Raw genomic sequence first — 14,252 nt, 5'->3', positions numbered from 1 at the left:
TCCTCCCGGGTCCCGGCTCCATCCCTCCGTCCAGCGGTCAGGCCACGCTGCGCTGCGCGATCCAGCTGTCGTGCAGCCGCTCGTACACCCCGCCGGCGCCGACCAGCTCCGCGTGCGCGCCGCGCTCCACGATCTCCCCGTTGTCGAAGACCAGCACCTCGTCGGCCGCCTCCGCGGTCGACAATCGGTGCGCGATGGTGACCGACGTACGCCCGGCCATCAGCCGCTCCAACGCCGCGTTGACCCGGACCTCGGTGCCGGGGTCGACCGCTGAGGTCGCCTCGTCGAGCACCAGCAGGTCGGGGTCCGCGATGTTCGCCCGCACCAGCGCGACCAGCTGACGCTCACCCGCGGACAGCGACTCACCACGCTGCCCGACCGGCGAATCCAGGCCGTCCGGCAGCGACTCCAGCCAGTCCGTCAGGCCGAGCGACTCGAACGCCGTCAGCAACTCCGCGTCGGTCACCTCCGGCCGCCCGAACCGCACGTTCTCGGCCAGCGACGCGTCGAACAGGTAGCCGTCCTGCGGCACCATCACGACCCGCTCGCGCAGCGACTCGAACGAGATCTCCCGCGCATCCACGTCGTCCAGCAGCACGGACCCCGAGGTCGGGTCCATCAACCGGGTCAGCAGCTTCGCGAACGTCGTCTTCCCCGACCCGGTCTCGCCGACCACCGCGACCCGCCGATGCGGCTCGATCCGTACGCCGACATCCCGCAGTACCAACTCGCCCTCCGGATAGGCGAAGTCCACGTCCGCGAACTCGACCGTGATCGGCCCGCGCGGCTGCTTCACCCCCGACTCCCCTGGGTCGACCACGTCGGCCGGGGTCGCGATCACTCCGAGCACCCGCCGCCACCCGGCGAACGCACTCTGTGCGTCCGTCAGCACCTGCGTCGCGATCTGCACCGGGTCGGAGAACAGCGCGACCAGGAACATGAACGCGAGGAGCTCCCCCAGCGTCGCTTGCTTGTCCACCCCCAGCAGCACACCGACCGACAGCACACCGGCGTTGGCCAGACCCGCCGCCAGGCCACCGATCGAGAACGTCACACCCGTGAGCGCCTGAGCCTTCGTCGCCTGCCGCCGGTAGTCCTCGATCGAGGTGTCGATCCGGTCCTGCGTCCGCTTCTCGATCGCGTACGCGCGGACCACCTGCGCGCCGACCACCGGCTCGGCGACCGCGGACAGCATCTCTCCGACCTTCGCCCGGACGATGCCGTACGCCTTCGACATCGCCCGCTGCAGGTACTTCAGGCTGGCGAACAGCGGGATGAAGCACAGCAGCACCACCAACGCGAGCTGCCAGGAGTAGACGAACATCACCACGGTCGCGAGCAGCATCTGCCCGATGCTGACCAGAAAGATGAACCCGCCGAACTGCAGGAACTGCGACACCGTGTCCACATCCGACGTGACCCGGCTGACCAGTGCACCACGCCGCTCGGTGCTCTGGGTCAGCACCGGCAGGTCGTGCACATGGCGGAACGCCTTGATCCGCATCGTCGCCAGCCCGTGCTCGGAGTTGATCGCGAGCCGCACAGTCGTCAGGTACGACGCTCCAGCGGTGACGAGAATGCCGAGCGTACAGACCACGCACATCCAAGCGACGTACGACAGGTCCGCTCCGCCCGGACCGGACAGACCCTTGTCGATCGTCTGCTGCACCGCGATCGGTACGACGATCCGCCCAGCGGTCATGGTCAGCGCGAGGATCCCGGTGACCCACCACCCGTTCGCCAGCTCGGGCGACACCTTCAGCCCTTGCCGCAGGGTCTCGAGACCACCGGCGTCATCGCCATGGTCCAACCGGCTGGCTTCTGCCGCACTCACGCGGATGCTCCTTCCGAGTCCAGATCGTCGATCTCCGCGGCCAGATCCGCCTCTTCCTGGCGGCGCTCCGCGTCCTTCTCGTAGGCGTCGACCAGATCCCGGTAGGCGGCCGACGTCTCCTGCAGTTCGGTGTGCGTGCCCTGCGCCGCGATCCGGCCCTCGTCGAGGAACAGCACCTCGTCCGCGAGCGAGATCGTCGCCTTGCGGTACGCGATCACCAGCACGGTCGTCGCCGCGGCGGCGTCCTGTACGGCGGACCGCAGCCCGGCCAGGATCCGTGCCTCGACCTGGGGGTCGACCGCACTGGTCGCGTCGTCCAGGATCAGCAGGCGAGGACGCCGTACCAGCGCGCGGGCTAGCGCGATGCGTTGCCGCTGGCCGCCGGACAGCGTCGTACCGCGCTCGCCGACCTTGGTGTCCAGGCCGTCCGACAACTGCTTCACGAAGCCGTCACCCTGGGCGATCCGCAGCGCGTCCCAGACGTCCTCGTCGCTGTAGTCGCCGCCGAGCGTGATGTTGCCGCGGATCGTGTCGTCGAACAGGAACGCGGTCTGCGCCACCAGCGCGACCGAGCCGGCCAGCTCGTCCCGGGCCAGATCCCGCAGGTCGACCCCGTCGACCTTGACCGCGCCCTGCTCCGGATCGACCAGCCGCATCAGCAGCGTGGTCATCGTCGACTTCCCGGCGCCCGTCGGCCCGACCATCGCGACGGTCCGTCCGGGGGCGAGGGTGAAGTCCACTCCAGCGAGTACGTCGCGGTCCGGCAAGTACCCGAACCGTACGCCGGCCACCTGCAACCGGGCCGCCTTCGTCGAGGTCAATCGCGCCTCGCCGTACTCCATCCCGCCCTCGGCGGTCAGCACCCGCTGGATCCGGTCCCAGCCGACGACCGACCGCGGCAATTCGCCGAGCACCCAGCCGAGCGCGCGGATCGGGAAGCCGATCAGCGTGAACAGGAACGCCACCTGAACCACGTCACCCGCGTCCGCCCCGCCCGACCGCACCCGGGCGACGCCGACCAGCAGTACGGCGAGCACACCCAGCCGCGGCAGGCCGTCGATCACCGGGTCGAACAATCCGCGCGCCTTGTTCACCGCGATGTTCGCGTCCCGGAGCTGGTACGTCGGTTCCCGGAAGCGCTCGGTCTCGGCGGCCTCGCGGCCCAGCGTCTTCACCACCAGCGCGCCGTCGAACGACTCGTGCGCGACCTCGGAGACGTCAGCGCGCAGCTGCTGCGCCCGGGTGGCGAGCGGCTGGAGGTAGCGCTGGAAGATCACGTTCGCCACGAACACCAGCGGGAACACCAGACAGCCGACGAGCGCGAGCCACGGATCGGCCGCGAACATCGCCACGGTCGCGAACGCCAGCATCGCCAGCACGCCGATCGCCATCGGCAGCGGAGCGATCACGAACCAGGTCGACTCCACGTCCGCGTTGGCGTTCGACAGCAACATGCCGGTCGAGTGCTGGTGGTGCCACTCGAGCGGAAGCTTCAGGTACTGCCGGGTGACCCGGCGGCGGTACGTCGCCTGCAGCCGGAACTGCATCACGCCGGCCCCGAGCCGCCGCCCGACCACGCCGATCGCGTTCAGGATCGCGATCCCGATGAACAACCCGATCAGGGAGGCGATCGCGCCGAAGGTGGTGTGACCACTCTCGAACGCGGGCCGGAGCACGTGATCGGTCGCCCAGCCCAGCGCCCAGCCGCCGGCCACGGTCATCGCTCCGTAGAGCATGGCGGCGACCACGGAAAAGGCGAAGATCCACGGCTCTTCCCAGATCGCGACCCGCAGAACGGCGAGCCCCCGCCGGGTGACGCTTCCCTTGTCGGGGACTTTCGGCTGCAAGACACTCTCCAAGGGGCAGTCAGGTGCGAACACCAAGCACAAACATGACAACGAATGACATTCTGCCATTCCCTGCGCCCCTTCCTGTTTCTTTTTCTTCCTCAGGTCGCCTGTGCAGCGGAGGAGAAGAAGCAAGTAGTTGTTGAAGTTAGGATCGGATTCGTGACCGACTACAGCCGGGTAGAGAGACTTGCTCTGTGTGATCTGTTCGATGAGCTGGGGCCTGATCAGCCGACGCTCTGCGAAGGCTGGACGACCTACGACCTCGCCGTGCATCTGTATGTCCGGGAGGCCGATCCGATGGCCGGGCCCGGCATCATGATTCCGGCGTTGTCGGACACCACCGCGCGGCGGATGGCGCGGGCGAAGGGGCGCTACAGCTTCGCCGAGGTCGTCGGCAAGGTCCGCAACGGACCGCCCCGGGCCTCGATCTACGCCTTCCCGAAGCTCGGGCACCAGCTCAACACCACCGAGTACTTCGTGCACCACGAGGACGTCCGCCGGGCCCAGCCGTCGTACGAGGTCCGCACGCTGCCGGCCGAGCAGCAGGAGGGCCTGTGGAAGGGTGTCCGGCTCGGCGCGAAGTCGTTCCTCCGGAAGGCCCCGAGTGGTGTGGTGCTCAAACGCCCCGACGGTACGACGTCCGTCGCGAAGCGACCCACCGAGCGCGGGTCCGTGACGGTGACCGGCGAGCCGGCCGAGCTGGTGCTGTTCTGCATGGGCCGTCAGCAGGTGGCCGACGTTCAACTCGAGGGCGAGGCGGAGACGGTCGAGCGGCTCCGCAGCGCGTCATTCGGCGTCTGACTTCGCGGCATCTGCCTTCGCCGCGTGCCGGCGACGCGCGCGCTGGACCAGACTGCTGAGCACGGTGGTCAGTACGACGAGCACGATCGCGGCCAGCACGCCCTGCCACGGCTTGTCGAACAGGGCGAAGCCGAGGAGTCCGATCGCCATGTAGACCGCCGCCCAGAGCGAGGACGCGGCCAGGTCCACGACCGCGAACCGCTCCCAGCGGTACCCGGCGAGACCGGCCGCGAGCAGCACCGGAACCCGGCCGCCCGGGATGAGCCGCGACGTCAGCAGGACACCTATCTCGTGGTCGGCCAGGCGGTCGCGCAGTGCATCCAGCGACGCGTTGTCGCGCAGCCAGCCGATGCGTTTGGCCAGCCGCTCGCCGCCGAACCGGCAACCGGCGTACACGATCAGGTCGCCGACGTACGCGCCGGCCGCACCGGCGATCAGGACGCCGACCAGCCCGATCGGATTGCTGTGCGAGGCCAGGACGGCACCGGCCGAGACGGCCGCGCCGGTCGGCAGCACCGGCAGGACCGCTCCGATGAGAACCGCTCCCGCGAGTGCGAACAGGTACCAGAGGTCGAAGCGCGTGTCGCCGCTCATCCGCGCACCTCGGCCGACTCGCCAGGGACCAAAAGCTCGACGTTCACCGCGGGTTCCAGCTCGGTCATCGCGGCCTTGAACCTGTCCCCCGGTGGCAGGAACAGCTCGGGCTTCAGCCAGTCGCACCCGATCGGCCAGAACGTCCCGAAATGCACCGGCACTGCCGTCGTGGCCCCGACCCGCTGAACCGCTTCCGCCGCCCGGACCGGATCCAGGTGACCTTCACCGAGCGATGGCCCCCAGCCGCCGACAGGCACCACGGCCACATCGACGGGACCCACCTCCGCGGCCAGACCGTCGAACAGATCGGTGTCGCCGGCGAACCAGACACTCGGCGACGTCTCCACGCGGTAGCCGAGAGCAGGTCCGGCGTACGACGACCATGGCAGCCGGCGGCCGTCGTGGTGAGCAGTCACCGCAGTGATGTCGAGGGACCCGATCCGCACCTGGTTGCCCGGGGCGACCTCGATACAGCGGTCCGACAGCGCTGCGCCCTGGTCCTGGTGGATCAGCTTCGCCGATCCCCGCGGTACGACCAGCGCGGCGTCCGGCGAGACCAGCGCCAGCGATGGCAAGTGCAGGTGGTCGGAGTGCATGTGCGACACGAGTACGGCGTCACAGCGGTTCGCCTCGGGCAGCGGGGCCGGTCCGCGGCGGCGGCGCAGATGAGCGATGCGCGAGGTCAGGACGGGGTCGGTCAGGACCCGCGTGCCGTCCGCCTCGATAGTGGTCGTGGCGTGCCCCCACCAGGTGATCCGCACGCGTCAGGCCTCCACACTCGTCTCGACCCGCTTGTCCAGGTCCTTGCGATGGCCCAGGAGCTCCAGCCAGCTGATCAGCAGTCTGTGGACCGCGTCGGAGCCTACGGGAGGCTCAGTCAGCACCCAACGACTCGGGTGCACCAGGACGGCGTCGGTCTGCCAGCCGCCGATGCCGCCGTGGCACCCGACCAGCTCCTCGAACGCCGCCACCTCGTGCGTGTAGTCGTCCAGCCGGCTGATCACGACGATGTCCCCGTTGTGCGGCATCTCCGCCTGCCAGAGCAGCGACGCCGCCGCGCGCTCGCCGTACGGCGTCAGCGGGTCGGTGCCTTCGATCCGGCCGGTCCGCAGGACGTGAACACCCGCACCGCCGATCGCCACCGGCCCCTCGGCCAGTGAGTCGACCACCACGAAGCCGATGCCGGGGTGCGTGGCCAGACCGGGGATCAGCTTGGGGTGGAGCAGCTCGATCTCCTCGAGCGGCACCCGGCCGGGCGTCGTGGCGAGGTAGAGCAGCGCCAGGTTGCCCGACGCCGTGACGACCATCTGCTCGTCGGCGGCGACCGGCGGCTCGCAGTCCTTCGGACCGAGCTCCACCTCGCCGCGCGACGCCTTGCCGTGCAGCGCCTTCCGGGTGACCGAACCAGCCACGCTCCGGCGCAGGCTCAGCTCGGTCAGGAACGCGTTCACCGGTCCCCAGCCCTCGGCCTTGCCGACGGCCGCGACCGGCTCCTTGGTGGTGTCGACCAGATCGTCGACGACCTCGGTCAGGGTCCGGCCGTACCGCTGCAGGAAGGTCGAGCCCTGGCTCTGGCCGTGGTCGGACAGGACGACGATCTCGTACGAGTGCGGCAGGATGTCGATGATCCGCTGCAGCGCACCGAGGACCCGGTCCAGGCCCTCCAGCGTCTGCAGGGACTCCGCCCGGGTCGGCCCGGCGTGGTGCGCGACCTCGTCGTAGTCGACGAAGTCGCAGTAGATCGCCGGGGTGCCCTTGACCAACTCGTCGGTGATCAGCGAGACATTCAGGTCGCGCAGCAGGACGTTCGTGATCGCGCGCAGGAAGATGTAGGCGCCACCGCGCTTGACCCGCGGGACCAGGTGGCGAACCCGCTGGCGCCGGGCCTGGTGCAGCTCCTTGAAGATCTCCGCGAAGCACAGGATCAGTCCACGCGCGGCGCCCTGCGGGCTGGAGAAGAACCGCACGTAGCCCCGGCTGCGGCTGTTCGGCAGCGCGGCCCGGCTGAAGACGAGCTCGCACTTGTCCGCGTCCCCGGACCAGTTGTTGCTGATGCTGACGCCGCCGTCGGCGAGCAGGCCGCGCCCGGTCGACATCCGGGTCTCGATCTCGGCCGCGTCCCGGCCCCGGTTGGTCACCATCACCCGGCCGGTTTCCTTCTCGTACCACCGGAACGCCGGGATGTGCCTCGAGCCGCCGTGCAGGATGCCGGCCTGGCTGGCCGGAGTCGTCGCCGGTACGCCGGTGTGCCAGCCGACCATCGAGTGCTTGCCGTCCCGGATCCAGCCGCCGAGGTTGGGCAAGTTGCCGGCCAGGACCATCCAGTTCAGCAGCGGCGCGGACAGCCCGTCGATCTGGATGATCAGCATCCCGGTCTTCGGTGCCGCCTGGATCTTCCGGGCCCTCCGGTGCACGACCCGCATCACCTCGGCGACGTACGCGTCGTCACTCCCGGCGTACGCGACCCAACCGACGAAGGCGCTGACCGACGCCATCACGACCGCGACCAGCAGCGGAGCCCCCACACCGCCGTGCAGGGTCACGCCGGGGTCGACCGTGATGCCGAGGTAGACGACGCCGAACTGCGAGAGCAACCCGCCGACCAGTACGCCGATCGACCCGATCAGGATCGCGACCCCGGCCAGCACCCAGCGCATCAGGATGCTGAAGAGCGCGAGCAGCACGACCAGGCGCAGGATCGGCAGCCGGCCGTCACTGCTGATCTGCGGCAACGTCCAGAACGTGATGATCAGCGAGATCAGCGACAGGAGCCCGCCCAGCAGCATCGCCTGGAGTCCCCGGCCGGTACGGCGCAGGTCGAGCCAGAACGGCCGTCGCCGCCGCCGATCCGAGACCTGCTCAGGTGGTTTCGCCATTGCCGCCTTCGTGCTCCCCGTCCGTCCTGCTGTGCTGTACCGAGGGTACGAGGCATGCTGCAGCACAGTTGCACCGCGCCACGCCCTGGACGGGTGGTTCCCGGGTCGGACCCGGGGTATCGCCGGGTGATTCCCTGAGCCGGCAGCTTACTGAAGCTCGAGATAGTCGACTTCGGTGTAGAGGTCGCCCTTGGTCAGGCGGATCGTGTTCCAGCCCGCGTTGAGCGTGACCTGGACCGAACTCTGCTGCCAGTTGTCCCAGCCGGTGACCGGGTAACTGACCGAGCCCTGGTTGTTGCCATTGACAACCAGACCGTGGCTGGCGGTGGCACCCGAGCCGTTCGCGTAGCCGACGTGCAGGGTGTAACCGCCCGCGACCGGTGCGAACACCGAGTTCTCCACCCAGGAGTCGGCGAAGTCGATGTACGCGACCACCTTGCCGTCCGAGGCGCCGGCGGCGTTCGCGCGGACCTGGCAGTGGTTCAGCGTCCCGCGCTCAGCCTCGTACCGGACCCGGCTACCCCGGACGACTGGGTAGTCGTTCGCCCAGCCGACGTCGGCGACGTACAGGTGCCGCGATCCGTTCACCCAGCCGTGCACGAAGACCTTGTCCCCGAGGAAGTCCGCGCCACCCGGCCCGCAGATGTGGTTGTCGAAGGTCGCGGTCGTCATCAGCGGGCGGAACGCGGTGGTCCAGGGGCCGTTCAGGCTGGGCGACGTCGCGTACGACGTGAGGTAGTTGCAGTCGGTGTAGCCGCCACCGGAGAAGAACAGCACGTACTGGCTGCCACGCTGGACCAGGTCCGGCGCCTCGATGATCCCGCTGGACGTCAGCAGCGCGGCGTTCCCGCCGGCGAGCGTCGTACCGTTGTTCGCCGTCCGGGTGAGCCAGAGCGTCGACGGTTGCCCGATCGCGTTGCCGTCGTTCTTCCAGACCAGGTAGCGCGTGCCGTCGTTGGCGACGAAGGTGTTCGCGTCGATCGCGCCGCCGAGTTCGAGCGGGCAGATCAGCGGCGCACTGCCAACCGGGTTGAACGGGCCGAGCGGTGAGGTCGCGGTCGCGACGCCGATGCACTGCCGGCCGGATGCCTTGTGCCAGGCCGTGTAAGTCAGCGTGTAGGTGCCGTCCGGGTTCGCGTACACGTCCGGCGCCCAGGTGCGGCCCGATTGCGCCCAGCCCGCGGACGGGCCGCCCGGCATGGCGTCGCCGCGGATGGTCCATGGCCCGCTCGCGCTCGGCGCACTGGCCACCGGCACATGCCCCCGACCGTTGTTGGTCGAGTACGCGTACCACGTGCCGTTCTGCTCGAAGGCGTCCGGATCCGGGAAGTCCTCGCCGATGATCTCGGCCGGGAACACCGCCGCGGCGGTTCGTTGGGGCACGGCCTGCACGGGCGCCGAGAGAACAGCGGCCAGGCTGAGTGCGGCCAGCGCGGCCACCAGAAGTCGTTGGAACATCAGTGCTCCTCAGGTGGGGCGGTACCTGTGCGGAGCAGTTTTCCATCGATTCACCTGGATGGACAGAGCGGAATCGCGACGATCACTGGACCTGGAGCGATCCGGGGTACAGACTCCCGCTGTTGGTTTCCGCCTGGGTTTGAGGGAGTTCTCGTGAGCTATTTACCGAGAGTGTCGGGGCGCGGGGTGGTCGCTGCCGTCGCCGCTGTCGCAGCGGTTGTCGGCGGCGTGGCGACACAGTCGGCCGGAGCACCGGCCGGCGTACAGGCAACGGGGTTGCAGCAACAGCTGGACACGCTGCTGAACGATGCCCGCTACGACGGGTCGCAGGTCGCGCTGGTGGTCCGGGACGCGACGACCGGCGAGACACTGTACGACCGGAACGGCGATCAGCGGATGCTGCCCGCCTCGAACACCAAGCTCTTCACGTCGACGGCCGCGATGCACACGCTCGGCCCGTCGTACCGCTTCCACACCGACGTACTGGCGACCGCGCCGGTCCGCGGCGGGAAGCTGGACGGGGACCTCTACCTCAAGGGGTACGGCGACCCGACCGCGCTCGAATCCGACTACGTGGGACTGGCCAAACAGCTCCGCGCGGCCGGCGTCCGCAGCGTCGACGGTGACCTGATCGCCGACGACACCTACTTCGACCACGTCCGGCTCGGTGACAGCTGGGCCTGGGACGACGAGCCGTTCTACTACTCGGCCCAGATCTCCGCCCTCACGCTCGCTCCGAACACCGACTACGACTCGGGTACGGCGATCGTCGAGAGCCGGCCCGGTGCGACGGTGGGTGCAGCCGTCAAGCTCACGCTGGTCCCGGGGAACGGCGTACTGAAGCTGGTCAACACTGCGAAGACCGGCGCCGCCGGGACGTCGAACACGCTCAGCATCGAGCGCGACCACGGCACCAACATCGTCCGGGTGACCGGCTCCGTCCCGCTCGGGGCCTCGGTCGGCCAGGAGTGGGTGACCGTCTGGGAGCCGGAGCTCTACGCGGCCGACGTGTTCGAGCGCGCGCTCGCGGCCGAAGGCATCCGCGTCGACGGTCACATCAAGAACGCGGCCTCCCCCGCCACCGCGCGGCGGCTGGCCCGGGACGAGTCGATGACGGTCGGCGAACTGATGACGCCGTTCCTCAAGCTGTCGAACAACATGCACGCCGAGACGCTGGTCAAGGCGATGGGCGCCGTGGTCGAGGCCGAGGGCAGCTGGTCCGCGGGTCTCGGCGTGGTCACCGACTACGCCAAGAGCGTCGGCGTCGACACCAGCCGGATCCGGCTCTCCGACGGCTCCGGGCTGTCCCGCAAGGTGAACGTGACCGCGGACAGCGTCACCGACATCCTGATCGGCGTCCAGAAGGAGCCGTGGTGGCAGCAGTGGTACGACGGCCTGCCGATCGCGGGGAACCCGGAACGCTTCGTCGGCGGCACCCTGCGCAGCCGGATGCTGAACACGCCGGCCGCGAACAACCTGCACGGCAAGACCGGCTCGCTCACCGGCGTGACGGCGCTGTCCGGCTACGTCAGCAACCAGGACGGCCGCAAGCTCGTGTTCTCGATGATCAGCAACAACTACCTGAACAGCCCGCGATCGATCGAGGACGCGGTCGGCGTCACGCTCGCGTCGTGGAGCGACCAGGCACCGCCCGCCGCGGTGAGCCCGAACACCCTGCGGACCTCTCAGTCGACCTGTGACCTCGAGTGGGAGAAGGCCTGCTAATCGGTTAGACAGTACGGCGGTCCTTCAGCACGATGGCCGGATGACCGCCGTACTGCCTGCCACGTACTCCGTCCGACCGCCGGCCAAGGAGGACGCGGAAGCGGTCTTCGAGCTGGTCGCCGCCTGCAACACGGCCGTGATCGGTTTCGCCGACTTCACCCTCGACGACGTCGTCGACGAACTCACCGCTCCCGGATTCGAGCCCGCGACGGACGGCTGGCTGGTCTTCGACGGCGATCGCCTGGCCGGCTTCGCCACCATCTACGGCAAGGGCGACCGCCACCAGCTCGACGCCTACGTGGTCACCGCCGAGCCGGTGGTCGAGGCCTGTCTGCTTGGTGAGCTCACCCGGCGTGCAGCCGAGATCGCGGCCGCCTACGGGCACGCCTCCGTGCCCATGGACGTGGGCGTCTACCGCGCCGACGAGTCCCGCCGCGCGCGCTTCGCGGAGTACGGCTTCGTGACCGGTACGACCTACCACCGGATGCGGATCGATCACGCCGGACCGGTCGAGGCGCCCGCCGTACCGGCCGGGATCACGGTGCGCCGGGGCGCTCCGGACAAGGCGAGCCGACGAGCGGCCCAGGACGTGCTGAATTCGTCGTTCGCGGGCCAGTTCGGGTTCAGCCCACGGACTTTCGAGGAGTGGCACGCATCGCACGAGAACCAGTCGTCGTTCGACTGGTCGCTGATCACGCTGCTCGAGCTCGACGGCAAGGTGGTCGCTTTCCGGGAGTGCACGGACCAGTTCCTCGAGGACGAGAACTGCAACTACATCGGGCGGCTCGGTGTGGTAGCGGAGGCCCGTGGGCGCGGACTGGCGAAGTTCCTGCTGCGGGATCAGTTCGCGCTGGATGCCGCGGCCGGGCTGGCTGGGACGATTCTGCATGTGGACACGAACAACCCGACACCCGCACTCGGCCTCTATCTGTCGGTCGGCATGTCGGCCTCACTGGTGATCGACGTGTGGCAGCTGGAGGTGCAGGCCGCATGACGTTGCCCGAGGGCTACGCCGTCCGCCCGATGCGGGTGGAGGACGCCACCCTGATCGCCGAGCGGTCCGGCGCCTACACCAGCGCGTTGATCGGATTCGCGAAGTACAGCGTCGAGGACGCCGCGAACTACCTGCGGGATCCGGGCTTCGACCCGGCCACCGACGGCTGGATCGTGACCGACCCGGCAGGCAAGTTCGCCGGCTCCGCGACCGCGGCCGTGAACAACGACCGGACCCGGGCGAATCTCGAAGTACTGAGTGAGAACCCGGCCATCGTCGGGTGGCTCCTCGATCGGGCGGTGCATCGGGCCTCCGACGGCGCGACCGGCGAGGTCGTGGTGAGCGTCGGCGTGATCCGTCAGGACCAGCTGATGCCGGAGATCGTTGCCGCGCACGGCTTCACGATCGGTACGTCGGTCCACCGGATGCGCATCAACTTCAACGGCGAGGTCCCGGCGCCGACGGTGCCGGAGGGCGCGACCGTACGACGCGGGGCCTTCGACGACCGCAGTCGCCGGGCGGCTCACGCCGTACTCGTGGAGGCGTTCCGCGGGCAGGCCGGGGCCGATCCACGGCCGTACGACGAGTGGTTGGCGTCGCGGGAGAGCCGGTCGACGTTCGACTGGTCGCAGCTGACGACGGTCGAGCTCGACGGGCAGGCAGTGGCCGTAACCGAATGCAACGACAACTTCGTGAGCACCGACAACTGCGGGTACGTCGGACGGCTGGCCGTCGTACCGTCGGCGCGCGGTCGCGGGCTGGCGAAGTTCCTGCTGCACGACGCGTTCGCCGTGGACGCGGCCGCAGGGCGCTCCGGAACGATCCTCCACGTCGACAGCAGCAACCCGACGCCCGCCGTCGCCCTCTACACGTCGGTCGGCATGAAGCCGGACCTGATCAGCGACATCTGGCGCAGGACCGTGTAGACGTCCCGCCGGGGTGGTCGCGGTCCACCCCGGCGAGGCGTCAGTTCAGGACGGCGCGGTCGCCGGTGCTGCCCGCGTAGACGGTGCGGCCGCCGAGTGGACTGCGCAGGTCGAGGTCCACGGCGATCGCACCGGTGGACGGCCTGCAGTGCCGCGTCTCCGGCTGATCCGCGACGGCGGTATAGCGGTACGCCGCGATCCGGACCGAGTCGTCGTCCTGGGACAGGATGCGGACGACTGTGCTCGGCACACACGGCTCCGGGGCGCCCATGCCGGGTCCGACGCTCACCATCAGCACGGACGGGTGGTCCGGCACCGGCGTCGCGGACATCACCCCGATCTCACCCTGCAGCACCATGACCGTCGTACCGACCTTGAACTGGCCCGGCGGTGGACCGTCGTCGAGGGTATTCGTGGTCTTCTCCGGCCCGGCCGGCTCCTCGCCCGCGCGCGGTAGGCCAACAGTGGCGGCGACTCCCCCGATGACCACAACAACCGCCGCCACCGCAGCCAGCACAACCCGGCGCCGGTGACGACGCTGCCGGGCCGTGCGCTCGACGTACTCGAACGGCGGCGCCTCGGCCGGCGTGAGCTCGTCGACGTACTCCATCAGGGCTTCACGCATGCTCGGACACCTCCTTGACCGTGAGCAGTGGCGCCAGGGCCTGCCGCGCCCGCGCCAGCCGGGACTTCACCGTGCCCGGCGCGACCTGAAGTTCCTCGGCGATCTGCTCCACCGGCAGATCCATCACGTGGTGCAGTACGACGACCGCCCGCTGCTCGGGCGTGATCCGCGCCAGGGCGGCAGCGACATCCAAGGCGTCACCATCCGGCCCCTCCACGGCTGCCGGCCGCCCACGAAGCTTCGCCAGCGCGCGCGTCGCCACCTGCTGCCGGCGCAACCGGCTCACCAGGGTCCGGACCGCGACCGCGCGTACCCAGGCCTCCGGGTCGTCGTACCGGCGGATCGAGTCCCAGCGCCCGAGCAGCTTCACGTACGCATCCTGGGCGACCTCCTCGACGTCGGCCCGAGATCCGCCGATGGACACCAGCAGACCGATCAGCCGCGGCCACGTGCGGCGGTACAGCGCCGCCACGTCGGCAGCCGGGTCACCGTCGCTGTCGTGCACGCCGCGCACCTCCCCAACGGGTCGTCACACCGCTAACACGCGCGACCACCCCACCCGGTTCCGT

Annotated in this window: 12 protein-coding genes; 4 read left to right on the top strand and 8 right to left on the bottom strand. The window is 69.5% G+C overall.

All coding sequences use genetic code 11. The annotated features are described in order from the left end of the window. Positions 1 to 37: 37 nt before the first annotated feature. Complete coding sequence (locus tag E0H73_RS05060; RefSeq protein ID WP_131351894.1) at positions 38 to 1,834, bottom strand: ABC transporter ATP-binding protein; 1,797 nt, start codon at positions 1,832 to 1,834, stop codon at positions 38 to 40. Next, positions 1,831 to 3,681: an ABC transporter ATP-binding protein gene (locus E0H73_RS05055; RefSeq protein ID WP_238163806.1), complete on the bottom strand. Its 1,851-nt coding sequence runs from the start codon at positions 3,679 to 3,681 to the stop codon at positions 1,831 to 1,833. Before E0H73_RS05055 ends, E0H73_RS05060 begins: the two co-directional genes overlap by 4 nt. Before the next feature lie 162 nt (positions 3,682 to 3,843). Between E0H73_RS05055 and E0H73_RS05050 the strand changes: the two genes are divergently transcribed. After that, the gene (locus E0H73_RS05050; RefSeq protein ID WP_131351888.1) at positions 3,844 to 4,485 is read left to right on the top strand and encodes a TIGR03085 family metal-binding protein; all 642 of its coding nucleotides are present in this window, start codon (positions 3,844 to 3,846) and stop codon (positions 4,483 to 4,485) included. Here the strand turns inward: E0H73_RS05050 and E0H73_RS05045 are convergent. The 4 genes from E0H73_RS05045 to E0H73_RS05030 form a co-directional block, all read right to left on the bottom strand. Next, positions 4,471 to 5,079: a DedA family protein gene (locus E0H73_RS05045; RefSeq protein ID WP_131351885.1), complete on the bottom strand. Its 609-nt coding sequence runs from the start codon at positions 5,077 to 5,079 to the stop codon at positions 4,471 to 4,473. The genes E0H73_RS05050 and E0H73_RS05045 overlap by 15 nt on opposite strands. Next, positions 5,076 to 5,840, bottom strand: a complete 765-nt coding sequence (locus tag E0H73_RS05040) for an MBL fold metallo-hydrolase (RefSeq protein WP_131351882.1) — start codon at positions 5,838 to 5,840, stop codon at positions 5,076 to 5,078. The genes E0H73_RS05045 and E0H73_RS05040 overlap by 4 nt, the downstream gene beginning before the upstream one ends. A 3-nt stretch (positions 5,841 to 5,843) precedes the next feature. Further along, positions 5,844 to 7,955, bottom strand: coding sequence for an alkaline phosphatase family protein (locus E0H73_RS05035; RefSeq protein WP_131351879.1), 2,112 nt, complete (start codon positions 7,953 to 7,955; stop codon positions 5,844 to 5,846). 147 nt (positions 7,956 to 8,102) lie between these two features. Then, on the bottom strand, positions 8,103 to 9,413 hold the full coding sequence (locus E0H73_RS05030; protein ID WP_131351876.1) for a family 43 glycosylhydrolase: 1,311 nt from the start codon (positions 9,411 to 9,413) through the stop codon (positions 8,103 to 8,105). Between the two features lie 153 nt (positions 9,414 to 9,566). Here E0H73_RS05030 and dacB point away from each other — a divergent pair, with 153 nt between their 5' ends. From dacB to E0H73_RS05015, 3 genes are read left to right on the top strand one after another with little or no spacing between them, the layout of a single operon-like run. Then, on the top strand, positions 9,567 to 11,138 hold the full coding sequence (gene dacB, locus E0H73_RS05025) for a D-alanyl-D-alanine carboxypeptidase/D-alanyl-D-alanine endopeptidase (protein ID WP_131351874.1): 1,572 nt from the start codon (positions 9,567 to 9,569) through the stop codon (positions 11,136 to 11,138). A 40-nt stretch (positions 11,139 to 11,178) separates the two neighbouring features. Beyond that, entirely contained in the window at positions 11,179 to 12,132 is a 954-nt protein-coding gene (locus E0H73_RS05020; protein WP_131351871.1) for a GNAT family N-acetyltransferase, read from the top strand. Beyond that, the gene (locus E0H73_RS05015) at positions 12,129 to 13,058 is read left to right on the top strand and encodes a GNAT family N-acetyltransferase (protein WP_131351868.1); all 930 of its coding nucleotides are present in this window, start codon (positions 12,129 to 12,131) and stop codon (positions 13,056 to 13,058) included. The genes E0H73_RS05020 and E0H73_RS05015 overlap by 4 nt, the downstream gene beginning before the upstream one ends. Positions 13,059 to 13,098: 40 nt before the next feature. Here the strand turns inward: E0H73_RS05015 and E0H73_RS05010 are convergent, their stop codons facing one another. Then, entirely contained in the window at positions 13,099 to 13,683 is a 585-nt protein-coding gene (locus E0H73_RS05010; RefSeq protein WP_131351866.1) for a hypothetical protein, read from the bottom strand. After that, on the bottom strand, positions 13,676 to 14,188 hold the full coding sequence (locus tag E0H73_RS05005) for an RNA polymerase sigma factor (protein WP_165555486.1): 513 nt from the start codon (positions 14,186 to 14,188) through the stop codon (positions 13,676 to 13,678). Before E0H73_RS05005 ends, E0H73_RS05010 begins: the two co-directional genes overlap by 8 nt. Positions 14,189 to 14,252 lie beyond the last annotated feature (64 nt).

This window comes from Kribbella pittospori (genome assembly GCF_004331465.1).
Taxonomy (GTDB): domain Bacteria; phylum Actinomycetota; class Actinomycetes; order Propionibacteriales; family Kribbellaceae; genus Kribbella; species Kribbella pittospori.
The sequence above is the reverse complement of the archived record's forward strand: the minus strand, read 5'-3'. Positions and strand labels throughout refer to the sequence as shown.

Bases quoted from the DNA above. Each gene is read 5' to 3' on its own strand.
- E0H73_RS05045 (WP_131351885.1), bottom strand. From the start codon at position 5,079: ATGAGCGGCGACACGCGCTTCGACCTCTGGTACCTGTTCGCACTCGCG.
- E0H73_RS05035 (WP_131351879.1), bottom strand. From the start codon at position 7,955: ATGGCGAAACCACCTGAGCAGGTCTCGGATCGGCGGCGGCGACGGCCG.
- E0H73_RS05030 (WP_131351876.1), bottom strand. From the start codon at position 9,413: ATGTTCCAACGACTTCTGGTGGCCGCGCTGGCCGCACTCAGCCTGGCC.
- E0H73_RS05020 (WP_131351871.1), top strand. From the start codon at position 11,179: ATGACCGCCGTACTGCCTGCCACGTACTCCGTCCGACCGCCGGCCAAG.
- E0H73_RS05015 (WP_131351868.1), top strand. From the start codon at position 12,129: ATGACGTTGCCCGAGGGCTACGCCGTCCGCCCGATGCGGGTGGAGGAC.
- E0H73_RS05010 (WP_131351866.1), bottom strand. From the start codon at position 13,683: ATGCGTGAAGCCCTGATGGAGTACGTCGACGAGCTCACGCCGGCCGAG.